A 21081-nucleotide genomic window follows, 5' to 3' on the forward strand; every position below is an offset into this window, starting at 1 on the left:
AATCCCGTCTTCAAGACTAGGTCCCCCGCCACCCTAACAGCAGGGCCCGGCCAACCTGTTGGTTGAGCAGGTCACCGCTGGTCAGCGGCACGGTCCCGGATATCAACCCTGTGTGCGCCCAGCCTCACATTCGTCGCCGACTGTGCGGCCAGCCGCACCGGCGCGCGTAGTCGCCGGGCCCTAAGCTCGACGACCATGACGGTCTCGCGACTGCGTCCGTACGCGACCACGGTGTTCGCTGAAATGTCGGCGCTGGCCGCGCGGATCGGTGCGGTGAACCTCGGCCAGGGTTTTCCCGACGAGGACGGGCCGCCGGCCATGCTGAAGGCCGCCCAGGAGGCCATCGCCGACGGCGTCAACCAGTACCCGCCGGGAATCGGCATCGCGCCGCTACGGCACGCGATCGCCGCCCAGCGTCAGCGCCAATACGGCATCGGGTACGACCCCGACACCGAGGTGCTGGTCACGGTCGGGGCGACCGAGGCCATCGCCGCGGCGGTGATCGGTCTGGTCGAGCCCGGCTCGGAGGTGTTGCTCATCGAGCCGTTCTACGACTCATACTCGCCGGTGGTGGCGATGGCCTCCGCGCGGCGGGTGACCGTGCCGCTGGTCCCCCACGGCCGTGGTTTCGCGCTGGACGCCGACGCGCTGCGCCGGGCGGTGACACCACGGACCCGCGCGCTGATCGTCAACTCACCGCACAACCCGACCGGCACAGTGCTCAGCGCGACCGAGCTGGCCGCCATCGCGGAGGTCGCCGTCGCGGCCGACCTGTTGGTGATCACCGATGAGGTATACGAACACTTGGTGTACACCTCCCCCAGTGGGCGGCAACACGTGCCGCTGGCCGGCTTCGACGGCATGGCCGAGCGAACGATCACCATCTCCAGCGCGGCCAAGATGTTCAACTGCACCGGCTGGAAAATCGGGTGGGCTTGCGGCCCAGCACAACTCATCGCCGGAATACGCGCGGCCAAACAATATCTGAGCTATGTCGGCGGCGCGCCATTCCAGCCGGCGGTGGCGCTGGCGTTGGAGAAGGAGGGCGCGTGGGTGGACCGCCTGCGCGCCACTTTGCAGGCCAGGCGCGATCGGCTGGCCGCTGGGCTGATCGACATCGGGTTCGAGGTGCACGACAGCGCCGGCACGTATTTCTTGTGCGCCGATCCGCGCCCGCTGGGCTACGACGACAGCACCGCGTTCTGCGCGGCGCTACCGGAAAAGGTCGGGGTCGCCGCCATCCCGATGTCGGCGTTCTGCGATCCGGACGCCACACACGGGTCGGCCGACGTGTGGAATCACTTGGTGCGCTTCACCTTCTGTAAGCGCGACGACACGCTCGATGAGGCGATCAGGCGGCTGGGAGCCCTGCGCGCCGTTACCTAGGCGGACCATCCATAACGCGCCTTCGCAGTCCCTCGAGCGCTGCGCGCAGGATTTTCTTGCGGGCTCGGCTGACCACGAACTCAGGAAGTGGCGCTGACGGTTCGACAGTGATGGCGAATCGCACCCGCGTCTTGTCGTCGCCTTCGCGGATCAGGTTGTACTCGCCGTGCTGGCCGTGTTGGTGGATGGTCTTTTTGGCATCCCACACCATCCAATCGGGCCCCCAGTGGTACTCGAGCAGCTGCGTGTCGACGATGCCCATCACTTTGATGGTGACCTTGACGTGGCGCGGTCGTCCGTCTGGATACCTGTCGACGACTTCCGCCTTCTTGTGCACCGCGGACCACGACGGCACGTTGTCCATGTCGGCGAGCGCGTCGATGATCACATCTGCGGGCGCGTCGATAACGATTTCGGACGATGCTTGTACGGCCACTACCTACAAGTTAACAACAGCTTCGTTGCCGACGGAGGCCGAAAACCACCGACGACGACTATTCCGACTCGGCTGACGGGCTGCCGCGCATCAGCAATTCGCGCAATCCCTTTTCCGCCCCGTCGAGAGCGCTTTCGCTCGCCCGCCGGACGATGAACGCGGGCATGGGCCGGCCGGGTTCGACGGTGATGTCGAAACGCACCCGGGTCTGGCCGAGGCCTTCGGGTGTGAGGTTGTACTCGACATGCTGACCGTGCTGCTGCGAAGTGCCTTTGGCGTCGTAGCAGACCCAGTTGGGGCCCCAGTGATATTCCAGGATCTCCTTGTCGACCAGCCCCAGGATCTTGATGGTGGTCTTGACGTGGTGGGGGCGGCCGTCGGGATAACGGTCGATCACTTCGATGTGTTTGTGCAGGGGTGACCACGACGATAGGACGCCGACATCTGTCAGCGCCTCCATGACAACTTCTGGCGGCGCGTTGACGACAAATTCGCGTGATGCTTTTACGGCCACTGAGATCAAATTTAGCAACGCCAGCCCGGTTATGGGATGGATCGGCGTAATCGACTGTCTACCAGTTGATTTCGTCAAGCGGTGTGGTCGTCGCCGGCGGTGGCGCGACCGGGCTTGGCGGGGTCCGCGAAAAGCGCGGTGCGGGTGCGGCCTGGTCGACGCCGTGCGCCGTGATCACCGTGGACCGCGCCCGCAGGTGGTCGTCGGTCGCGGCTTCGGTCCACGTCAGCACCGGGGTGACGCACGCGTCGGTGCCGGCGAACGTCCGTGCCCATTCGTCACGGGTTCGGCTGGCGAACCGTGTGGTGAAGACGTCGCGCATCTGCGGGTAGGAGTCCCGGTCGAGCTGGCCGGGCACGTCCTCGGGTGACAGGCCAAGCCCTTTCAGCAATGCCGCGAAGAACTGTGGCTCGATGGCGCCGACGGCCACGTATCCGCCGTCGGCGGTCTCGTAGCAACCGTAGAACGGGGCGCCGCCGTCGAGCAGGAACGATTCGCGTCGGTCGCGCAGTGCGCCAGTGGACTTCATCGTCCACATCATCTGGGCAAGCAGGCTGACCCCGTCGACCATCGCCGCGTCGATGACCTGTCCCTTGCCCGAACGTTCCCTTTCGTAGAGCGCGACGGCGATGCCGAGCAGCACCAGCATCGAGCCGCCGCCGAAGTCGGCGACCAGATTCAGCGGCGGCATCGGCGGCCGGTCGGCGTAGCCGAGCGCCGACAACGCGCCGGTCTGCGACAGGTAGTTGATGTCGTGGCCCGCCGTGCGCGCCAGCGGTCCGTCCTGCCCCCAGCCAGTGATCCGCGCGAAGATCAGGCGCGGATTGACCGCCGCGCAATCCTTCGGACCGATACCGAGCCGCTCGCACGTGCCGGGCCGGAAGCAGTCCAGCAGCACGTCGGCCTTGGCGGCCAGGCCCAGCAGCGCCTGCGGCCGCGTCTTGACATCCAGGTCGACGACGCGCTTGCCGCGGTGGAGCAAGTCACGGTCCTCGGTCGGCATTTCGAGACCGCCAGGCCGCCGCACCCACACCACGTCGGCCCCCAGATCGGCGAGCATCATTCCCGCATGCGGGCCCGGTCCGATGCCGCCGAGTTCGATGACTTTCACCCCGGCCAGCGGGCCGCCGCCGCCCACCGTGATTACTGGCCCTTCTTCACCTTGAGCACCCGTTCGCGCAGCGCCTTGGTGGCGGAGTCGATCGTCCCCTTCACGGCACGCTTCAGCACGAAGCCGGGCAGCGGCACATTCGGATCCGCGAGCAGCTCGAACTTCACCAGAGTGTTGTCGCCCTGCGGTATCAGCGTGTACTTCCCGTCCTGCGCCTTCTGCTGCGACGAGCTGACCAGCGTCCAGCTCACCACGTTGTCCGCCCAGGTGTAGGCGACCACCTGTTCGTCGGTGATCCCGGCGACCTTGACTTTCATCTTCACTTGGCGGGGGCGCCCGTCGTCGCCCGTCTCGAGGACCTCCGCGCTCTGGTGCGGTTCCGACCAATCCGGCATCGCCTCGAAATCGGCGATGACGTCCAGAATCTCCTCGGGACTGGCTTCGATCACGATGTCGCGGGATTCTTTGAGTGCCATGGCCCGCACGATACTGGCCCGGCGACGCGCCCGGAATGGATTCGGCCGAGCGTACCGTCGGGGCTGTGACTGATGCCGCGACCGATCCCGCATACACCGTCGGTGACTATCTGTTGGACCGTCTCGCCGAACTCGGCGTCTCGGAAATCTTCGGCGTCCCCGGTGATTACAACCTGGAGTTCCTCGACCACATCATCGCCCACCCGACCCTGCGGTGGGTCGGCAACGCCAACGAGCTGAATGCCGGGTATGCCGCCGACGGGTATGGGCGGCTGCGCGGAATGTCGGCTTTGGTAACGACATTCGGTGTCGGTGAGCTGTCCGCGGCCAACGCGATCGCGGGCAGCTTCGCCGAGCAGGTGCCCGTCGTGCACATTGTCGGGGGCCCCTCCAAGGACGCCCAGGGCACCCGCCGGGCGCTGCACCACTCGCTCGGCGACGGTGACTTCGAGCACTTCTTCCGGGTAAGCCGCGAAATCACGTGCGCTCAAGCCAATCTCATGCCCGCAACGGCCCGCCGAGAGATCGACCGGGTGCTGTGCGAGGTGCGCGAGCAGAAGCGACCCGGATACATCCTGCTGTCCGCCGACGTGGCCCGCTTTCCCACCGAACCGCCCGATGCTCCGCTGCCCCGCTACACCGGTGGCACCAGCCCCCGCGCGCTGGCGATGTTCGTCGAGGCCGCGACCGAACTCATCGGCGACCACCGGCTCACCGTGCTCGCCGACTTGCTGGTCCATCGCCTGCAAGCGATCAAAGAGCTCGAGGCGTTGCTTTCTGCGGATGTCGTTCCGCACGCCACGCTGATGTGGGGCAAGAGCCTGCTCGACGAGAGCTCACCGAATTTCCTGGGGATCTACGCGGGATCGGCCAGCGCGCCGGCGGTGCGCACCGCGATCGAAGAGGCGCCCGTGCTGGTCACCGCCGGAGTCGTGTTCACCGACATGGTGAGCGGCTTCTTCAGCCAGCGGGTCGACCCGGCCCGGACCATCGACGTCGCCCAGTACCAAAGCAGTGTGGCCGGAGAAGTCTTCGCGCCATTGGAGATGGGCGCCGCGCTGGAAGCACTGGCCACCATCCTGGTCCGGCGCCAGATCTCGTCGCCACCGGTGGCGTTGCCGCCGGCCGAGCCGCCCCCGCCGCCCCCGCCGCGCGAACAACCCCTTACCCAAAAGATGTTGTGGGATCGGCTTTGTCGGGCCCTCACACCGGGCAACGTGGTGCTCGCCGACCAGGGCACCTCCTTCTACGGCATGGCCGACCACCGGTTACCGCAGGGAGTCACCTTCATCGGTCAACCGCTATGGGGCTCAATCGGTTACACGCTGCCCGCCGCGCTGGGGGCCGCGGTGGCGCATCCGGACCGCCGGACGGTGTTGCTCATCGGGGACGGCGCCGCGCAACTGACCGTCCAGGAGCTCGGCACCTTCTCGCGCGAGGGGCTCTCCCCCGTCATCGTGGTGGTCAACAACGACGGCTACACGGTTGAGCGCGCCATCCACGGCGAGACCGCGCCGTACAACGACATCGTCAGTTGGAAGTGGACGGACGTTCCCCACGCGCTGGGGGTCACCGATCACCTGGCGTTCCGGGTCCAGACGTACGGGGAACTCGACGACGCGTTGACCGCCGCCGCCCAACACAAAGACCGCATGGTTTTCGTCGAGGTGGTACTGCCGCGGCTCGAGATTCCCCGCCTGCTCGTCGAACTCGTCCGACCGACGTCACCGGATGGCAGTCCGCGCCGCTGACAACGCGGCGCCGCTCGCCTCAGGTCGAGTTGGGTGTGTGCTCTGGCGAGGAGGATCGCAGTATGGCCTGCACCGTCCGCCGGCAGCGACCGCAATCGGTGCCCGCTCCGCACGCCTGGGCGACTTCGTTGGTGGTCGACGCCCCGCACTCGACGGCATCGGTCACGGTCTGGCTGGTGACCCCGTTACACAGGCACACGAACACCGGCGAATCCTCAGTCCGCCTCGATGCGCATCATGTCAAAGAACCGGCCGACGAACAGCGGAGGGTAGGCGCCGATGCCCGCTCCCGACATCCACTGCGCGGCGGCGTCGGGGTGGTCGATCCACTGCCGCGCGCTTTCTTCGTCGGGGAACTCCTGCAGGATCAGCACTTCGTGATCATCGTCGAAAGCCTGGAATACCCAGGTTTTTCGGATTCCCGCCGTGGTGAATCTGTCTATCGCGGTGCTGACTTCGGAGGTCAGCAGGGTGACGTCGTTGACGGACGCGATGGCGGCCACGACGACGCCGGGGGCCGCCGGGGTTTTCGGCGGCTGGGCGATGAACCGGTCGACGATCTCGCCGGCGAATACCGCCGGGATGTCGTCGACGCCTGCTTCGTCGAACCAATTGAAGAAGACCCGGGAGCGCAGCAGCTCGACGATCGGCTCACGGCTGTGGACTCCGATCATCACCAGGACACGGCCGAAGTCGTGGGTCGAGGTGTAGACCAGCACGTGGTGCGCGCCGATGTCGGCCAGCGCCGCTTTGTTGCGTTCCAGCAGCGGCCATACGCGGGACGGATCCGGGATACGGTAGTCCGACGCGATCACCATCGAATGAATGTCACCGTTGTTCATCGAAGTTGATCCTTCATCACCTTCCCCGTCGCATTGAGTGGGAGTGAATCAAGGAACTGTACCGTGCGCGGCACCTTGAATCCGGCCATGCGGTCGCGGCACCAGGTGATCAATTCGTCGGCACTGACGTCGCCTTTGCGGACCACGAACGCTTTGCCGACCTGCCCCATCCGCTCGTCGGGGACACCGATGACGGCTGCCTGCGCGACTGCCGGGTGGTTGAGCAGGAAACCCTCGATCTCGGCCGGATAGGCGTTGAATCCGCCGACGATGAACATGTCCTTCTTGCGACCGACGATGCGCAGCCGGCCACGTGGCGATTGCGAGCCCGGCGGGGCCGGGCGCGGCGGGTCGCCACCATCGGACCCGTCGTCGAAACTTCCCAGGTCTCCGGTGTGCAGCCAACCGTCGGCATCGATCGCCTGGGCCGTGGCGGCCGGATCGTCGAGGTAGCCCTGCATGACGCCGTAGCCGCGGACCAGCACCTCGCCGTCGTCGGCGATGCGCACCTCGACCCCCTCACACGGCACGCCCGCGGTAGTGGCGACATCCTCGAAGGAATCGCCGGGCCGCGACAGCGTGACGTTGCCGGCCTCGGTGAGCCCGTAACCGGTCATCAAACTTTGGAAGGGCAGCTCGCCGTGGATGCGACGGACCAGTTCGACCGGGATGTCGGCGGCGCCGGTCACCGCGGCCCGCAGCGTCGACAGCTTGGACTTGTCGCCGACGGTCAGCAATGAGTGATACAGCGTCGGCGGACCGGGAAGCATCGTGATGCGTTCGCGTTCAATGAGATCCACCACCGTCTCGACGTCGAAAACCGCGACGGGCAGCATCGTCGCGCCGCGCAGGAAGGACGTCACCAGTCCCGCCTTGAGACCGAACGTGTGGAAGTACGGGTTGATCTGCAGATAGCGATCGCCCTCGCGCAGATCCGCGAGCGTCGCCCACTCCTCGTACATCCGCAGCGTTTGGCGGTGATTCAGCATCGCGCCCTTGGGGCGGCCGGTCGTGCCCGAGGTGAAGATGATGTCCGAGATGTCGGTGCCGCTCACCGGCCGCTCGAATGGCGAACCGCTGGAAAGGAAGTCGGACTTCAGATCGATGACCGGAGTCCCCGCAGGCGCGGTGTAGTCCTGGTCCAGGAAGCCCTTCTGCACCAGGACGGCCTTGACTCCGCTGCGGGCGATGATGTCGCCGGCTTCCTCGGTTTTGAACCGCGTGTTGACCGGCACCAGGACGCCACCCGCGGTGAGCAGCCCGAATGCCGCGATGATCCACTCCGCCGAGTTGGGCGCCCAGATCGCGGCGCGGTCGCCCTTGGCGATGCCGAGATCAGCGAACGACCCTGCGGCACAACGTATCCGCTGGACGACTTCGCTGAAGGTGAGGCGCAGCGGACCGTCGACGACTGCTTCCGCATCGCCGAAGCGGTCCGCCGCGCTCAAGACCATCTCGGGGATGGTCTGCCACGGCTGATTGGCCGGCTCCTCCTCAGGGCGCTTCACGTCCCGCATCGTCGCCGCCCGGCAACGGCCCCGGTCATCTGGGGCTGTTCCTCATCGGGCGCTTCGCGCCCTTGATCGTCGCAGCGCGGGTCACACCGTGACGAGTCGACCGAGGTTGCCGCCCATGATCTTCGCCTGGTCCTCGGCGGACAGGTGCGACAACGCCTCGATGTAGTAAGTCGGCTCCGCCAGCCCCTCGGGGTGCGGCCAGTCCGAGCCGTACAGCACCTGATCCACACCGACCAGCTTGACCAGATCGTCGATACCGTCCTCGAAGAACGGGCTGACGTGAATCCGGCTCTTGACCATCTCGACCGGGTCACTCGGGAACGCCTCCGGCGCTTTGCGGAAGACCTCGGCCAGGCCGTCCAGCAACGGGGTCATCCACTTCGAACCGGCCTCGACGATCGCGACCTTCAGCTTGGGATGCCGGTAGAGCGCGCCGTGAATCACCCACGACCCCACCGAGTCCTGGATCGGCCGCCACTCGTTGAGGATGCCCATCGCGTTGGTCTGGAACGGCAGCATCTCCTGGTCGGCGCCATCCCACTCGGAGGTGTACCGGGAGTAGCCGCTGTCGCTGGAGTGCATGCCGACCAGCACGTCGTGCTCGACAACCCGCTCCCAGAACGGGTCGAACTCGGGCACCGCGAACGACCGCGGACCGCGGAAGCCGGGGACCGGAGCCGGGCGAACCAGGATGGCGCGGGCGCCACGCTTGACCGCCCACTCCAGCTCCTCGATCGCCTTCTCGACGATCGGCAAGGTGATGACGGGTGTGGTGAAGATGCGGTTCTGGTAGTTGAAGCCCCAGACCTCGTCCAGCCACTCGTTCAGCGCGTGCACCAGGACGTGGATAGCGAGCGGGTCGTCACGCAGACGCTCCTCCAAGAGGCTGGCCAAGGTCGGGAACATCAGAGTCTTGTCCAGGCCCAGCTCGTTCATCGTCTCCAGGCGCGGGCCGGGCTCGAAGAACGCCGGGATGGCGCGCATCGGCTCACCGAACAGCTCGCGCTTGCTCTTGCCGTCGGGGTTGCCGTACTTGAAGTACTCCTCCCAGGCGCCCGGCCTGGCGACGACCTCGAAGGTCGGGTTGGGAATGTAGTTGCTGATCTGGCCGCGGATGGCGATCTTGGTACGACCGTTGATCTGCACGTACTGGACGTAGTCCTTGTACTCCTTGGGCAGAAACTTGGTCAGCGCCTCCGGCGGCTCGTAGAGGTGGTTATCCGCGTCAAAGATCGGGAACGGAACGTCCACCTTGTGGGACAACTGGCCCATGGAATCCTCCTTCTTGATTTGTGAGAATACTATTCTCTACTGGTGCCCAACCGCAACGTGGGCGTCGCCGAGCCCGGTTCGGCGCGGTGTCAGCACGTCACGACGATCTTGAACGTCGCGGTAGCCGGTTCACTGGGTTTGTCGGTCCTGTAGCCGTTCGCGGTGCCGCTCACGGTGAATTTGTCACCGGTCATGCTCATGTCGGCGTTGCTGTCGCCGCCCCGGGAGTACATCCCGCTGAACCCGCCAACGTTCCGGATGTGGACAGACTCGGCCGCCGCCGGTTGCGCATTCTCGTCGACGACGACCTTGGCTCCGGCAAAATTGCTGCCGATGTCGATCATCCGAGTCCATTCCCTCTGACCGCACTTGACGATGTGAAAATTCCGCTCGTGGCCGTTGACGGTCACTGAAGCCGAACTCGAGATTTGGGGTGATGACCGTGACGTACACGCCCCAAGAAGGGCCACGGCAAGGGCCGCGGCGGCGATCACGATTCGGTTCCGCACCGAATCACCTCCATCCTGGCTGGCGAAAGTTCTTGGGCCTGCAGCGATGATGTTATTCTCGCGAAAAGAGAATGCCAATATCGGGTTTCTTGTCCGAGGAGCGATGACGCATGGTCGACCTAGAGATCGACGATGGGCTGGCGGTAGTCACCATCGATCGCCCCCACGCGCGCAACGCCATCGCGCTGGACACCATGGAACAACTCGAGAAGGCGCTCGACGCGGCGGCGGGCGCCGAAGCGCTGGTGATCAAAGGGGCCGGAGAGCACGCTTTCGTGTCCGGCGGTGACCTCAAGGAGTTGAGCGCACTGCGGACCGAAGCGGACGCCGCAGCGATGGCACGGCGGATGCGTTCCATCTGCGACCAGTTGGCAGACTTCCCCGCGCCGGTCATCGCCGCACTCAACGGCCACGCATTCGGCGGCGGCGCCGAAGTCGCTGTCGCCGCCGACATCAGGGTGGCGGCCGACGACATCAAGATCGCGTTCAACCAAGTGCAGCTGGAGATCATGCCCGCCTGGGGCGGAGCCGAGCGGCTGGCCGCGCTGGTCGGGAAGAGCAAGGCGCTCCTGTTGGCCGGTTCGGGAACCGCCCTCAGCGCGGTTGATGCCGAGCGGATCGGTCTGGTGGACCGGGTGTTGCCCCGCGGCGTGTTCGACTCGCCCGACGAAGGATGGCGAGCCATCGCGAGGTCGCTGGCCCGCCGGCCGGCGGCGGAGATAAAGCGCGTGATTCGGGGAGTTCCTGCTGACGAGGCGATAGCATCCTTTGCACGGCTATGGGTTGCCGACCCACACTGGCAGGCCGCCGAACGGGTCATGAACCGCAACACCAAATCCCGCCCGGCAGCCCGAGGAGCGTCATGACCATCAACCTGAGGACGGCGGCGTACGTCGCGTCCGCCGTCTCGTTGACTTCCCTCTTAGTGACCGCCGGTGTCCTCGCGGGCAGTGGCCGGGCACACGCCGACGACCCGGTCATGCATCACGTCAAGTACACGGTCACCGCGCAGAATCCGATCTACACCAGCATCTACTACCTGGACCATGAGCCGGCCATTTTTGCCGACTACAGCCACAACCCCTACTCGTTCACGCCGCACGTCGACGTCGACCTCGCGCCGGGCAAGCCGTGGAGCTACGAGCTCGACCTGTCGAAACCCGACGTGTATGCGATGGTCGTGGCGAGCACAGGTACCGAACCCGGGGCGCCGAACCTTCACTGCGACTTGGCGGTAGACGGATCCGTCGTCGTATCCAAGGATGGACCCAAAGGCGTACTTTGCTCGCTTCGGCACTGGTGAACGACCCAGGTCTGCGGGATACCTTCGATGGGCCGCGGCTCGCCTTCCAGGCGACGCAGGTAACTTTCGACCAGCTCCACGGTCTCGGCGTGGCCACCGGACATGCCGATCGCCTGTTCGAGCACCAGGAACCGCGACAGGCTGGTCATCAGCACAGTCCATACCACCGGCGGCACGTCCTTGTTCTGCACGCCGTAGCGCTGCAGCGCGTCGGCCACCGCTTGCCGCTGTTCCTCGCGAAAACGTTCGGCGTAGTACGCGATTTCGGCTCGCATGTCTTTGCGGTGGTTGGCCAGCGCCATGAATTCCATCGAGATCTGGGTGAACCCAGGATCGGTCCCGAACCGCCACACCGCCCACAACGGCTGATCCGACCGCAGCGCCTGGGTCTGCGCCGCAAGGCCCTCCTCGGCGCGGCGCCGGAAGACTTCGAGGAACAACTCCTCCATGGTGCGGAAGTAGTAGTGCACCAGCTGAGGTTTCAATCCCGCCCGGCCCGCCAGACGCCGCGACGTCACCGCGGCATAGCCCTCTTCGAGCATCAGCTGCTCGGCGGCATCGAGCAACAAGGCGCGATTTTTCGCGTCCGGCGCCCCGATCCTGCGGGCAGATGTCATATCCCTGCTCCGTACTGTGTGCCATCCCATGCCGACCACACGGATCGTATCGTGGCGCGGCGCCCTCATCTTGACCCTGACATTACCGCCATGCTAAGCAGGTGCTCAGCACATTTTGGATCTCTGAATCACGCGGCGGTACCGCTTGCCGCCGAACACCACCGGTAAACCCAGCCCAGGGGGACGCACTCCGATGAGCAACTTCGACTCGATTGACTTCTTCACCGATCCGACTCTGGTCCCGGATCCGCATCCTTACTTCGACTACCTGCGCAGTCAGAACCCGGTGTTGCGCCTGCCGCACTACGGCGTCGTCGCCATCACCGGCTACGAGGAAGCCACCGAGATCTACAAGGATCCCGAGACGTTCTCCAACATCGTCGCGCTCGGCGGGCCGTTCCCACCGCTGCCGTTCACGCCGGAAGGCGACGACATCAGCGCACAGATCGACGAGCATCGCAGTTCGTTCCCCATGTTCGAGCACATGGTGACCATGGATCCGCCCGATCACACGAAGGCCCGGTCGGTGCTGGCCAAGCTGCTGACCCCGAGCCGGCTCAAGCAGAACGAGGAGTTCATGTGGCGCCTCGCCGACCGTCAGCTCGACGAGTTCCTGCACAACGGTGAGTGCGAGTTCATCGCTGAGTACTCAAAGCCGTTCGCCACGTTGGTGATCGCCGACCTGCTGGGCGTCCCGGAAGAAGACCACACGCAGTTCCGCACCGTCCTGGGTGCCGATCGCCCCGGCGCGCGGGTGGGCGCCTTGGACCACGAGTCGGTCGGCATCAACCCGTTGGAATGGCTCGACGACAAGTTCTGTCACTACATCGAGGATCGGCGTCGCGAGCCGCGCGGGGACGTGCTGACCTTCCTGGCGGAAGCGAAGTACCCGGACGGGTCGACGCCCGAGGTCATCGACGTGGTTCGCTCGGCCACCTTCCTTTTCGCCGCCGGGCAGGAAACCACCGCCAAGTTGCTCAGCGCCGCCCTGCAGGTGCTCGGCGACCGGCCCGACATCCAGCAGCAGCTGCGCGAGGACCGCAGCCTGATCCCCGCGTTCATCGAAGAGTCGCTGCGGATGGAGAGCCCGGTGAAAAGCGATTCCCGCCTGGCCCGTAAGGCCACGACCATCGGCGGTGTCGACATCCCCGCGGGCACCGTGGTGATGATTTTGCCCGGCGCCGCCAATCGCGACCCGCGCCGGTTCGACAACCCGCACGAGTTCGACATCAACCGCAAGAACGTGCGCGAGCACATGGCCTTCGCCCGCGGCGTGCACTCGTGCCCGGGTGGACCGCTCGCCCGCGTCGAGGGCCGTGTCTCGATCGAGCGTCTCCTGGATCGGATGTCGCACATCGAGATCGATGGGGCCCACCACGGGCCGAGCGCCGAGCGCCGCTACAACTACGAGCCGACGTACATCCTGCGGGGTTTGAGCGAGCTGCACCTGACGTTCACGACCGCCGACGCGGTCGCACCTGTGGCTTGAATCAGGTCTGCATACCGACGAAGTAGCAGCCGAGCAAGACGGCGGCGATCAGCACCACCCACGCATCGGTGAGCCGGCACAGCACGACCGGAGCGTTTCGCACCTCCATGAACTCGCGAAAAATGATGCGCACCTTGACGAGTGCGATCACGATGACGCTCGACGTCACCACCGCGCTGGACTTGAGCAATCCGCAGGCGGAGTGATCTATCCAGAGATAGGCCAGCGTGAGCGCCGAGAGGACGAGCCATACGATCATCAGCCGCTTGTTGAATTTGATTCCGATCACCTCACCACGTACAGCAGCGCAAAGATGAGCACCCATAGGAAATCGACGGTGTGCCAATAGGTTGCGCAGGTTTCGACGAGCTGCTGGGCCTCCTGGGGCCCTTGGGCTTTTCGCGCCGCCCTGCGGATTTGATAGACGATGACGCCGAGCGCGACGAAGCCGATCAGCAGGTGCACGAAATGGATCCCGGTGAGAAAGAAGTAATAGGTGAAGAAGTCGTTGCTGTCGAATCCGTTTCCGCTGCCGACCAATCGGGCCCACTCGAACACCTTGAAAAAGAGGAAGACCGCGGCGAACGCGGCCGTGATGTGCACGTCTTTGAGCGCCGCCCGGTAGGCGCCGGCGCGGGCCGACTGAACGCAGCGCGCCACCGACCATGAGCTCAGCAACAAAACGAGCGTGTTGAAGACCCCGATCCGCACATCCAGGTGCGCTTGGGACTGCAAGAACAGCTCGGCATGTCGGGCACGGTAGAACAGGTAGAAGCCGAAATACGCCGTGAAGACCAGCGTTTCGAACAACACGAAGGCCCACATGTCCGGCTGACCCGGCACGGCACGCTTGTTCCGCTCGGCGACGTCCGTCATTGTGCGGCCGCCTCTTTGCGGGCGCGGTTGGGCAGGGGGCCGGTACCGAAGTCTTCGCGGCGGATCATCTGGAACAGCATGACGATGAAGGTCACTTGGTAGATGCCGAACACGACCATGTCCAGCCACCAGGCGATCTGGCCATTCCAGGCCAACACTCCCCGCCGGAAGATCCAGCACGGTGCCACGACGACCTCGGTCAGCGCGTTGCACAGGTTGAGGTAGCCGAACCACTTCGGGAACACCCGATTCTTGTCGAGCAGGATCGCAACCATCCAGATCAGCGATCCGATCAGGAACACCCCCATGGTGCCGTCGAATGACAGGAAGGCGAAGTCGTAGAGCCATTCGATCGCCGCGGGGTCTCGGTCGGGTCGCAGCGTGCCGACGATCAACGCGATACAGAGCAACAGCATGCCGGGAACCGCACTGAGCGAGTAGATGATCAGATACGAATACCCGAACGCCGGACTGACAGACATGCGCCGCATCGAATACGCGATGAGGGCGTTATTGATCGCGATCATGCCGCTGATGACGAATATGACGCCGAAGCCTAAAGGTATTCCGAGGTGCCGTTCGGAGAACCAGTGCACCTGCATCGCGTGGTCCCAGGTGGGCTGCGGCGGCGGTTGGACCTGCGCGACGATGAAGAACATCGGGAAGAAGACGTTGTAGAAGACGACGAGCGTCCACCACGCCAGCCACAGTTCGCGCTTGGGATTGTGGCGTAGATGCCAGGCGATCCGCTGATGCACAGGGCCCGGCGTCGCCGGCGGTGCGATCACCGCGCTCATGCGGTGACCAGTTCGTCTGGGCGTCCGGCGTTCTCGGCGCGCTCCCGATAGATGGCCTGTCCCAACACCACGCCCATCACCACGATCCAGACGCCGATGGCGATGTTCTTCACCCAGAAGGACAAGAACCCGTCCCACGCCAGCGGGCCGGTCAATGACACGCCGACGAAGGCGGCGGGCACCAGCGCTGCCGCCACCAGAAGATTGAAGTGGGCCACCCAACGGTTGAGCACCGGGCTCGGCTGGTCATCGAAATAGATTGCCAGGGACAGGATTACGCTCTGTCCGATCAGGAACGGGACCAGGATGGTGAAGGTCATCCAGCCGAAATCATTGAGCAGCTGGGTCAGCTCGGGGCTGCGTTCCGGGCGGAAGGCGGCCAACAGCCAGCAGACATTGGCCACGAGGAAGAGCGTCGGGCCGCCGGCCACGCAACCCAACATCGCGTAGGAGAAGATCGGTGTCCGATGCGCCATGCGGCGGATCTGCAGCACGATCAGCGCCAGAATAGGGACGAGGCACACCCCGAACCAGTTGAACACGATCATGCTGTAGCGGATCTGCGGAAGGTGCGCCGGATCGCGATAGAACGCGGCGACCTGGTCCGCCGGCATCGACGGTGCCATCGGCGGATTGAAGCCGGGAAAGAGGAGAAAGCCGGCGATCCATAGGAGCAGCGCCACCGGCAGCGTCCAGAGCAGGATCAGCTCGCCATCGGTCCGTCGCAGCCCCGCGCGCACCAACCCCGGACCTTGTGCATCGCCTTCGTCGACGTCGGACATGGGCACTGCCTCCCGCACCAAATCGGTTTCTACACACGGCTAGTCAGCGAAGCTAGCCGATCGGCTAGCCTTGGTCAATAGCGTCGTCTAGTCTCGGTGGGTGGGCACAGCACGGCAGCCGGTCACCGGTGAGCAATTCTGGCTGATCGGGCACAGTGCGGCCCGGACGCGGGTGCTCGATGCCGCGTTGGACCTGTTCGCCACCCACGGGGTCAGCGGTACGTCGCTGCAGATGATCGCCGACGCCGTCGGCATCACGAAAGCTGCTGTCTACCATCAATTCCGGACCAAAGAGCAGATCGTCATCGCCGTGACCGAGCGTGAACTCGGCCGCCTCGCGCCGGCACTCGAGGCGGCCGAAGCCTACGACGACGGGCCGCAAGCACGAGATGCCTTATTGGTGGGTGTGATTGAGATGGCCGTTCGCGACCGCCGGCTGGTGCGCACGCTGCAATTCGACCCCGTCGTCGTCCGACTGCTGGCCGAGCACAAGCCGTTTCAGCTTTTCATGGACCGCCTGTATCAGGTGCTACTGAGCGATGCGGGTCTCGACGGCCGGATCGAGGCGGCGATGTTCTCCGGCGCGCTCAGCACCGCGGTCATGCATCCGCTGGTCGCCGACATCGACGACGACACACTGCTCGATCGGGTGACCGATTTAAGCCGCAGACTGCTCGGTCTGCCTCGGGAAACCCGCGACTGAAGCGGGCTACGTGTCGGCGCGGACCCAGCTGGATATGCCGTCGTGAGCAATACAGATCAGGAACAGGCCATCGGGCGCCTGCGCGACATAGTTCAGATAGTTCGTGCAGTCGGCGTTTTCGTCCTTGACCCCCGCCATGGGCGGTGAGCGGAACCATCGAGGCTGGTATCGCCTCGGCGAGCCGCAGAACATCAACCGCCCGGGCTCCGACGCGAAGGAAACGTATCCGTCGGCGACACCGAAGGCGTAGTAAGTGGTGTTGTCACACGGCGCACCCAGAACCTGATGGGGCATGATGCCCGGGGTGCAGGCGGGGTAGTCGCAGATACTCGGCCCGGCCGAGGCTGGCGGTGCCGCCACCACACCGGCGCCGAGCAACGCGGCAACCAGAGCCACGATTGATCGCACCCGATTACTCTGCCACACGTGAAAAGAAAATTCTCCTGCTTGGAGAAGATCACTTGGACCGAACAGTGGGCGGCGCCGGGCCCTCCCAAACGCATCGCCGCCCGGTCCCCCGGCGACCGAGTATTTCCGCATGTAAGGGCCACGAAGGCAGCCGTCCGATGACGGCGTCGAGCCTAGGTTCCAGTGATAAGCTGCTTCTCCGTGCACGATCCGGAGGGGCTCAACGCCGACGATTGTGGTGACCCGAGGGATGTGACCGATCCCGACGAACCACAGTCAAGCGCAGGGGCCGACAGCGGCGTAGCGGCCCCGTCAGAAACGGACGCAGAAGACGAAGTTGCCAAGGCGGAAGCGCGCGCCGAGGCTGCTCGCGTACGCCTTTTACGGCTGCGCGGGGCAGCCGAAACCGGGGCCACGGACGACGATGCCGAGGAGGTCGAACAGCGCCCTGCGAAGTCGACCCGGAAACGGCTACGGTTGCGGCGCCGTGGGCGGCTTCGCCGTCCAGGGTGGCTCCGGCGCCCGCGGCGGAAAACAGTAGCTGTCGGCGTCGGCATCGTGCTCTTCTCCACGTCTGCGGCCGCGAGCGGTTACATGCTGTGGCAGCATCACATCGCGGTGCATAATCGCCAACTCGCCGCGGAGTTCAGTGGGGCCGCGCGGCAAGGGATCACGGCATTCATGTCGATTGACCCCGAGCATGCCAAGGAGGATGTCCAGCGCACGATCGATGCCTCCACCGGCGACCAGAAGAACCAGCTATCTGTGCTGTCGACCCTGATAGTCCAGAAGGCCGAGGAAACGAAGATCGGCACCACGGTCAGCATCGAAGCCGTCGCCGTCGAGTCGTTGAGCGACAATTCTGGAGTCGTGCTGGTGGCGGCGAAAACCATTCCCACTGGGCCGGATAACGCCAAACCGCCACCGGCCTTGTTTCGGCTCAGCGTCAACCTGGACCGCGACGGCGGCCAGCTCAAGATGTCGAAAGTTGATTTCCTGCGATGACCGAAGAACATGGCTCGTCGCCGAACGGCACCGACGAGGCGGTTGACGACGTGGAGACTTCACCAGCCGAGGAGAACGCGAGCCCACCCGCCAGCGACGGACCGGCACGCTCGCGACGGCTCAGAGCGATTCGGCGTCGCGCCCGCCGGTATTTGGCAAGGTGGCGTTCGATCGTCGCGACAACGTTTGTCATTGCCGCGGTGGGAGTGGCCGCGGGCGTGTACTTCTTTCTGTATCGGCCGGATCAGCAGGTCGGCGACGCGGCGGCGCACCGGGCGATCCAGGCGGCCTCAGATGGTGCCGTGGCGGCGTTGTCGTATTCGTACGAACATTTGAACCTCGATTTCAACAACGCGAAATCCCATCTCACCGGCGACTTTCTGACCTATTACAGCAAATTCAGCGACGATGTCGTCGCGCCGACGGCGGAAAAGGGGCAACTGACGGCGACCGCCAAGGTGATTCGGGCCGCGGTCTCGGAATTGCATCCCGATTCGGCCACCGTGCTGGTTTTCGTCGACCAAACCACGGCAAGCGTGCAAAAGAAGGATCCCGAGAAGACGCAGAGCAGCATTCTGGTCTCGCTGAGAAAAGTCGACGGTTCCTGGCTGATCTCGAAGTTCGTTCCGTCCGGGTGAGCGTGGCAGATCTTGTCACCGTTACCGTTACCGGGCCGGGCGAAGCGGTGTAACGTCATCGCTCGAGAACGCCGCAACCGACGGCGAAAAGGTGCCATAGGCACTCTCGGATTACGCGCTTCGAGGAGCACCTGATGCGTTCAGTCAAAACAATCACCACCGCAACGCTGGTGGCTGCCACTGCATTCGGCGGTTTGAGCACTGCACCCACCGCCCTGGCGATAACCAAGGAAGACGTGGCCATCAACGGAACTTTCCGTGCCACGTCCATTGGCGATTATGCCCAGACCAACGATCAGTACAAGGGTGAGCCGACGGTCTACCAAGTATGGACCATCAGTTCGACGTGCGACTCGACCCAGGAATGCCACGGCCAGGTGACGAGCGACCAGGGATGGACCGCCCCCCTCTACATGAACGATGGGGAGATGTGGAAGGTGAGACGCGAAGTGCCGAACTGGGAACGGTGCGAAGACGGCAGCACGTTCACCGGGGTACAGACCTACTTTTTCTTTCCCGTAAACGACAATGGCGGATGGCAACTCGGGTCGCGAGTCCTCTCGGGCAAGGACAAGACGGTCGGCCCAAGCGGTGCCTGCGGGCAAAACCAGTGGCTTGATGTTGCGATGCCGTTGCGCCTGGACCAGCTCTCCTGACCGGGCGGCCATAGCTTCATCGTCGCGCCCCCTTTGGGCCGCTTCGCGGCCCGTATCGTCTCAGGGGCGGATTCAGGTGGGAAGCATGTCCTTCCACGTCTTGGGCGCGTTCGGAGCGACGAGATCCGACTGCTGGTACAGCTTTCCGTCCGGACCGACATAACGACCGGTGTGCGGATCGTACTTTGCCACCACGACCGAGGGCGCGGGCTTAGATGCGTTGGCTCCGAACGAGCTTGGTGCGGCCTGGGGCTGTCCACCGTCGACCTGATCCGGTGGCGCGGGCTCTAGTGCGGGCGCCAGCAGAGGTGGCGGTGGTGCCGGAAGCTCGCCCGGTGCAGCGACATCGAGTGGCGCAAAAGCCGGAATATCAGCCGACATTCTCGACATCGGCGCCAGCGTTGGTCCGGACGACGGCACGGGGGGTACGGCTGCTCCCACCGTGCCCGGCGGTGGATTTTCTCCCCGCGGCCCCGCCGCGTCGCCGCGCGGCAACGCCCCCGGGGGCAGCGGCGTTCCCTCGACCGGGCCGAAGATTCTGTCGTTGACGGTAATCCGGTCATCGGGGGGGACGCCCTGGGAAATCAGATTCGGATCCAATGGATAGGGCCCGGTGGTGTGCTGACGCATCGCCAGCGGCATGTACGGCTTGTCGCTGTTGCAGATTTCAACGGTAGGCGCGCGCTTACCCGGGTGACCCATGCAGGGGTAGTTGCGGGCACCGCGAACCGCGATCGGTGAATCCTGCGGGAGTTTGCAATACAACCCGTCCGGTGTGTCGATGTCGCTGAGGTCTTCCGGGGATCGCCAGGTGTTGGGCGGCATGAAGCCGACCGTGCAAATAGGTGGATCGTCGACCGTGGCCGCGAAGTCGCCGTAAGCCCTACCGTCGGGATGGTTTTCACCCTGAGCGGCCTGCTCGATGGCAACCCCCGACGGCAGCAACACCAGCAGCTGCTCGATCGAGGGGTGGTAGGTGATGCCGATCTGTCCGATGGTGGTCAGATTGGCGAGCAAAACCGGCAGCGTCGGTTTGATTTGTTCGAGGAGCCGGGATGCTTCGTTCGCAGTGTCCGGACCGTTCTGCAGGATGGTTCGGAAGTGGGAATCGTTGTTCACCAACACATCCGAGATGCCGGCGAAGCTACGCGCCCACGTTCTGATCGAATCGGTGGTGCGCGCCTGGGTATCCAGCAGCGGCCCGGTGTCTTCGGTGAGGGCCCGGGTGCGGTCGACGACACCGTTGGCGTCGCGGGACAGTGTATTCGAGGAATCGATCAGTGAGCCCAGGTCGTAACCGGTACCGTTGAAGCCCTGGAAAGACTCGTCGAGCAATTGGCCGAGTTTGGCCTTCGGGATGCTTTGGACCAAGGCATTGACCTGTTCGAGCATTGGGGCGACCGGCTGGGGAATCGTCGTGTCGCGCACGGAGATTACCGACCCGTCGTGCAGGTAGGGCGGCGAATTGGTTTTGGGCCGCAGGTCCACGTACTGTTCGCCCACCGCGGAGACACTGAGCACCTCCGCCGTCAGGTCCGCGGGGACTTTGGGTGAAGTGCTCAGCGACAGCGTCGCTTTCGCACCGGTCGGCGTCAAACCCACCGCGGTGACCTTGCCGAGCTGAACCCCGCGATAGGTCACGTTGGAAAACTGGTACAGGCCGCCGGTGGCCGGCAGCTCCAGCGTCACCGTCATACGACCGATGCCCAGCAGGGTCGGCGCTTGGATGTAGAAGAGGACCATCGAAATCACGCCGATAGTCCCGGCGATCGCGAAAACCGCCAGCTGGATCCGAACGAAGCGCGTCAGCATCTATCCACCCGCTCCCGCTCCAGGCGCCTCCGCCGGTGGTGGCGTTTGACCAAGTTCCGCATCAGGCGACGCAGCCGCACCCGGCGCAGGCCCGGGCAGCGGTCCATAATTCCCCGGCCCCCGTGGGTCGATCCCGACGCGTTGCCACTGCCCGCACCGGCGCCGGTTGCGGTGCCGGGAC

At 64.8% G+C, this 21081-nt stretch carries 25 protein-coding genes; 9 read left to right on the forward strand and 16 right to left on the reverse strand.

Features of this window, described 5'->3' with window-relative positions; genetic code table 11:
* Positions 1 to 195 precede the first annotated feature (195 nt).
* A complete protein-coding gene (locus A5775_RS24360; RefSeq protein ID WP_067258491.1) occupies positions 196 to 1386 on the forward strand; it encodes a pyridoxal phosphate-dependent aminotransferase in 1191 nt (396 codons plus the stop codon).
* Here the strand turns inward: A5775_RS24360 and A5775_RS24365 are convergent.
* From A5775_RS24365 to A5775_RS24380, 4 genes are read right to left on the reverse strand one after another with little or no spacing between them, the layout of a single operon-like run.
* Complete coding sequence (locus A5775_RS24365; RefSeq protein ID WP_067258496.1) at positions 1379 to 1822, reverse strand: SRPBCC family protein; 444 nt, start codon at positions 1820 to 1822, stop codon at positions 1379 to 1381. The genes A5775_RS24360 and A5775_RS24365 overlap by 8 nt on opposite strands.
* Positions 1823 to 1880: 58 nt before the next feature.
* On the reverse strand, positions 1881 to 2336 hold the full coding sequence (locus A5775_RS24370) for an SRPBCC family protein (RefSeq protein ID WP_082953158.1): 456 nt from the start codon (positions 2334 to 2336) through the stop codon (positions 1881 to 1883).
* A 58-nt stretch (positions 2337 to 2394) separates the two neighbouring features.
* Entirely contained in the window at positions 2395 to 3474 is a 1080-nt protein-coding gene (locus A5775_RS24375; protein ID WP_067258503.1) for a CaiB/BaiF CoA-transferase family protein, read from the reverse strand.
* Positions 3475 to 3479: 5 nt separating this feature from the next.
* The gene (locus tag A5775_RS24380) at positions 3480 to 3923 is read right to left on the reverse strand and encodes an SRPBCC family protein (protein ID WP_067258506.1); all 444 of its coding nucleotides are present in this window, start codon (positions 3921 to 3923) and stop codon (positions 3480 to 3482) included.
* A 35-nt stretch (positions 3924 to 3958) separates the two neighbouring features.
* Here A5775_RS24380 and A5775_RS24385 point away from each other — a divergent pair, with 35 nt between their 5' ends.
* The gene (locus A5775_RS24385; protein WP_067258509.1) at positions 3959 to 5674 is read left to right on the forward strand and encodes an alpha-keto acid decarboxylase family protein; all 1716 of its coding nucleotides are present in this window, start codon (positions 3959 to 3961) and stop codon (positions 5672 to 5674) included.
* Positions 5675 to 5693: 19 nt separating this feature from the next.
* Here A5775_RS24385 and A5775_RS24390 read toward each other — a convergent pair whose 3' ends face one another.
* From A5775_RS24390 to A5775_RS24410, 5 genes are all read right to left on the reverse strand, one after another.
* Positions 5694 to 5879, reverse strand: coding sequence for a bacterioferritin-associated ferredoxin (locus A5775_RS24390; protein ID WP_067258512.1), 186 nt, complete (start codon positions 5877 to 5879; stop codon positions 5694 to 5696).
* Positions 5880 to 5889: 10 nt separating this feature from the next.
* Complete coding sequence (locus A5775_RS24395; RefSeq protein ID WP_067258516.1) at positions 5890 to 6516, reverse strand: fatty-acid--CoA ligase; 627 nt, start codon at positions 6514 to 6516, stop codon at positions 5890 to 5892.
* Entirely contained in the window at positions 6513 to 8033 is a 1521-nt protein-coding gene (locus tag A5775_RS24400) for a FadD3 family acyl-CoA ligase (RefSeq protein ID WP_082953159.1), read from the reverse strand. Before A5775_RS24400 ends, A5775_RS24395 begins: the two co-directional genes overlap by 4 nt.
* 81 nt (positions 8034 to 8114) lie before the next feature.
* On the reverse strand, positions 8115 to 9305 hold the full coding sequence (locus tag A5775_RS24405; RefSeq protein WP_067258519.1) for an amidohydrolase family protein: 1191 nt from the start codon (positions 9303 to 9305) through the stop codon (positions 8115 to 8117).
* Between the two features lie 89 nt (positions 9306 to 9394).
* Positions 9395 to 9814 (reverse strand): lipoprotein LpqH, encoded by a 420-nt coding sequence (locus A5775_RS24410; RefSeq protein WP_067258522.1) that lies wholly within the window; start codon positions 9812 to 9814, stop codon positions 9395 to 9397.
* Positions 9815 to 9924: 110 nt separating this feature from the next.
* On the opposite strand from A5775_RS24410, the gene A5775_RS24415 reads away from it, so the two are divergent.
* Both A5775_RS24415 and A5775_RS24420 read left to right on the forward strand, forming a co-directional pair.
* The gene (locus A5775_RS24415) at positions 9925 to 10680 is read left to right on the forward strand and encodes an enoyl-CoA hydratase/isomerase family protein (protein WP_067258524.1); all 756 of its coding nucleotides are present in this window, start codon (positions 9925 to 9927) and stop codon (positions 10678 to 10680) included.
* On the forward strand, positions 10677 to 11117 hold the full coding sequence (locus tag A5775_RS24420) for a hypothetical protein (protein WP_067258527.1): 441 nt from the start codon (positions 10677 to 10679) through the stop codon (positions 11115 to 11117). Before A5775_RS24415 ends, A5775_RS24420 begins: the two co-directional genes overlap by 4 nt.
* Here A5775_RS24420 and A5775_RS24425 read toward each other — a convergent pair.
* Entirely contained in the window at positions 11033 to 11734 is a 702-nt protein-coding gene (locus tag A5775_RS24425) for a TetR/AcrR family transcriptional regulator (RefSeq protein ID WP_067258530.1), read from the reverse strand. The two genes, A5775_RS24420 and A5775_RS24425, sit on opposite strands and share 85 nt — an antisense overlap.
* A gap of 193 nt (positions 11735 to 11927) precedes the next feature.
* Here A5775_RS24425 and A5775_RS24430 point away from each other — a divergent pair, with 193 nt between their 5' ends.
* The gene (locus tag A5775_RS24430) at positions 11928 to 13223 is read left to right on the forward strand and encodes a cytochrome P450 (RefSeq protein WP_067258535.1); all 1296 of its coding nucleotides are present in this window, start codon (positions 11928 to 11930) and stop codon (positions 13221 to 13223) included.
* Between the two features lies 1 nt (position 13224).
* Here A5775_RS24430 and A5775_RS24435 read toward each other — a convergent pair whose 3' ends face one another.
* Genes A5775_RS24435 through A5775_RS24450 form a run of 4 tightly spaced genes read right to left on the reverse strand, consistent with a single transcriptional unit; the run spans position 13225 to position 15678 of the window.
* Positions 13225 to 13509 (reverse strand): cytochrome C oxidase subunit IV family protein, encoded by a 285-nt coding sequence (locus A5775_RS24435; RefSeq protein WP_067258635.1) that lies wholly within the window; start codon positions 13507 to 13509, stop codon positions 13225 to 13227.
* On the reverse strand, positions 13509 to 14099 hold the full coding sequence (locus tag A5775_RS24440) for a cytochrome c oxidase subunit 3 family protein (protein ID WP_067258537.1): 591 nt from the start codon (positions 14097 to 14099) through the stop codon (positions 13509 to 13511). The genes A5775_RS24435 and A5775_RS24440 overlap by 1 nt, the downstream gene beginning before the upstream one ends.
* On the reverse strand, positions 14096 to 14896 hold the full coding sequence (locus A5775_RS24445; RefSeq protein ID WP_067258540.1) for a hypothetical protein: 801 nt from the start codon (positions 14894 to 14896) through the stop codon (positions 14096 to 14098). Before A5775_RS24445 ends, A5775_RS24440 begins: the two co-directional genes overlap by 4 nt.
* Positions 14893 to 15678: a hypothetical protein gene (locus A5775_RS24450; RefSeq protein ID WP_067258544.1), complete on the reverse strand. Its 786-nt coding sequence runs from the start codon at positions 15676 to 15678 to the stop codon at positions 14893 to 14895. Before A5775_RS24450 ends, A5775_RS24445 begins: the two co-directional genes overlap by 4 nt.
* 100 nt (positions 15679 to 15778) lie before the next feature.
* On the opposite strand from A5775_RS24450, the gene A5775_RS24455 reads away from it, so the two are divergent.
* Positions 15779 to 16381, forward strand: coding sequence for a TetR/AcrR family transcriptional regulator (locus tag A5775_RS24455; RefSeq protein WP_067258546.1), 603 nt, complete (start codon positions 15779 to 15781; stop codon positions 16379 to 16381).
* A 6-nt stretch (positions 16382 to 16387) separates the two neighbouring features.
* On the opposite strand, the gene A5775_RS24460 is transcribed toward A5775_RS24455, so the two are convergent.
* Entirely contained in the window at positions 16388 to 16777 is a 390-nt protein-coding gene (locus A5775_RS24460; RefSeq protein WP_067258549.1) for a hypothetical protein, read from the reverse strand.
* Positions 16778 to 16990: 213 nt separating this feature from the next.
* Between A5775_RS24460 and A5775_RS24465 the strand changes: the two genes are divergently transcribed.
* From A5775_RS24465 to A5775_RS24475, 3 genes are all read left to right on the forward strand, one after another.
* The gene (locus A5775_RS24465; protein ID WP_067258553.1) at positions 16991 to 17794 is read left to right on the forward strand and encodes a hypothetical protein; all 804 of its coding nucleotides are present in this window, start codon (positions 16991 to 16993) and stop codon (positions 17792 to 17794) included.
* Complete coding sequence (locus tag A5775_RS24470; RefSeq protein WP_067258556.1) at positions 17791 to 18432, forward strand: hypothetical protein; 642 nt, start codon at positions 17791 to 17793, stop codon at positions 18430 to 18432. The genes A5775_RS24465 and A5775_RS24470 overlap by 4 nt, the downstream gene beginning before the upstream one ends.
* Positions 18433 to 18566: 134 nt before the next feature.
* Positions 18567 to 19088: a hypothetical protein gene (locus A5775_RS24475; protein ID WP_067258559.1), complete on the forward strand. Its 522-nt coding sequence runs from the start codon at positions 18567 to 18569 to the stop codon at positions 19086 to 19088.
* 72 nt (positions 19089 to 19160) lie between these two features.
* Here the strand turns inward: A5775_RS24475 and A5775_RS24480 are convergent, their stop codons facing one another.
* Positions 19161 to 20900 carry an MCE family protein gene (locus A5775_RS24480; protein ID WP_067258563.1) on the reverse strand — a complete coding sequence of 580 codons (1740 nt, stop codon included), beginning with the start codon at positions 20898 to 20900 and terminating at the stop codon, positions 19161 to 19163.
* Between the last annotated feature and the right edge of the window lie 181 nt (positions 20901 to 21081).

The organism is Mycobacterium sp. 852002-10029_SCH5224772 (genome assembly GCF_001667315.1).
In the GTDB taxonomy this organism is placed as follows: domain Bacteria; phylum Actinomycetota; class Actinomycetes; order Mycobacteriales; family Mycobacteriaceae; genus Mycobacterium.

Coding starts and splice junctions, on each gene's coding strand:
- A5775_RS24360 (WP_067258491.1), top strand. CDS start 196: ATGACGGTCTCGCGACTGCGTCCGTACGCGACCACGGTGTTCGCTGAA.
- A5775_RS24380 (WP_067258506.1), bottom strand. CDS start 3,923: ATGGCACTCAAAGAATCCCGCGACATCGTGATCGAAGCCAGTCCCGAG.
- A5775_RS24385 (WP_067258509.1), top strand. CDS start 3,959: ATGGATTCGGCCGAGCGTACCGTCGGGGCTGTGACTGATGCCGCGACC.
- A5775_RS24395 (WP_067258516.1), bottom strand. CDS start 6,516: ATGAACAACGGTGACATTCATTCGATGGTGATCGCGTCGGACTACCGT.
- A5775_RS24400 (WP_082953159.1), bottom strand. CDS start 8,033: ATGCGGGACGTGAAGCGCCCTGAGGAGGAGCCGGCCAATCAGCCGTGG.
- A5775_RS24405 (WP_067258519.1), bottom strand. CDS start 9,305: ATGGGCCAGTTGTCCCACAAGGTGGACGTTCCGTTCCCGATCTTTGAC.
- A5775_RS24415 (WP_067258524.1), top strand. CDS start 9,925: ATGGTCGACCTAGAGATCGACGATGGGCTGGCGGTAGTCACCATCGAT.
- A5775_RS24420 (WP_067258527.1), top strand. CDS start 10,677: ATGACCATCAACCTGAGGACGGCGGCGTACGTCGCGTCCGCCGTCTCG.
- A5775_RS24425 (WP_067258530.1), bottom strand. CDS start 11,734: ATGACATCTGCCCGCAGGATCGGGGCGCCGGACGCGAAAAATCGCGCC.
- A5775_RS24430 (WP_067258535.1), top strand. CDS start 11,928: ATGAGCAACTTCGACTCGATTGACTTCTTCACCGATCCGACTCTGGTC.
- A5775_RS24440 (WP_067258537.1), bottom strand. CDS start 14,099: ATGACGGACGTCGCCGAGCGGAACAAGCGTGCCGTGCCGGGTCAGCCG.
- A5775_RS24445 (WP_067258540.1), bottom strand. CDS start 14,896: ATGAGCGCGGTGATCGCACCGCCGGCGACGCCGGGCCCTGTGCATCAG.
- A5775_RS24450 (WP_067258544.1), bottom strand. CDS start 15,678: ATGTCCGACGTCGACGAAGGCGATGCACAAGGTCCGGGGTTGGTGCGC.
- A5775_RS24470 (WP_067258556.1), top strand. CDS start 17,791: ATGACCGAAGAACATGGCTCGTCGCCGAACGGCACCGACGAGGCGGTT.
- A5775_RS24475 (WP_067258559.1), top strand. CDS start 18,567: ATGCGTTCAGTCAAAACAATCACCACCGCAACGCTGGTGGCTGCCACT.
- A5775_RS24480 (WP_067258563.1), bottom strand. CDS start 20,900: ATGCTGACGCGCTTCGTTCGGATCCAGCTGGCGGTTTTCGCGATCGCC.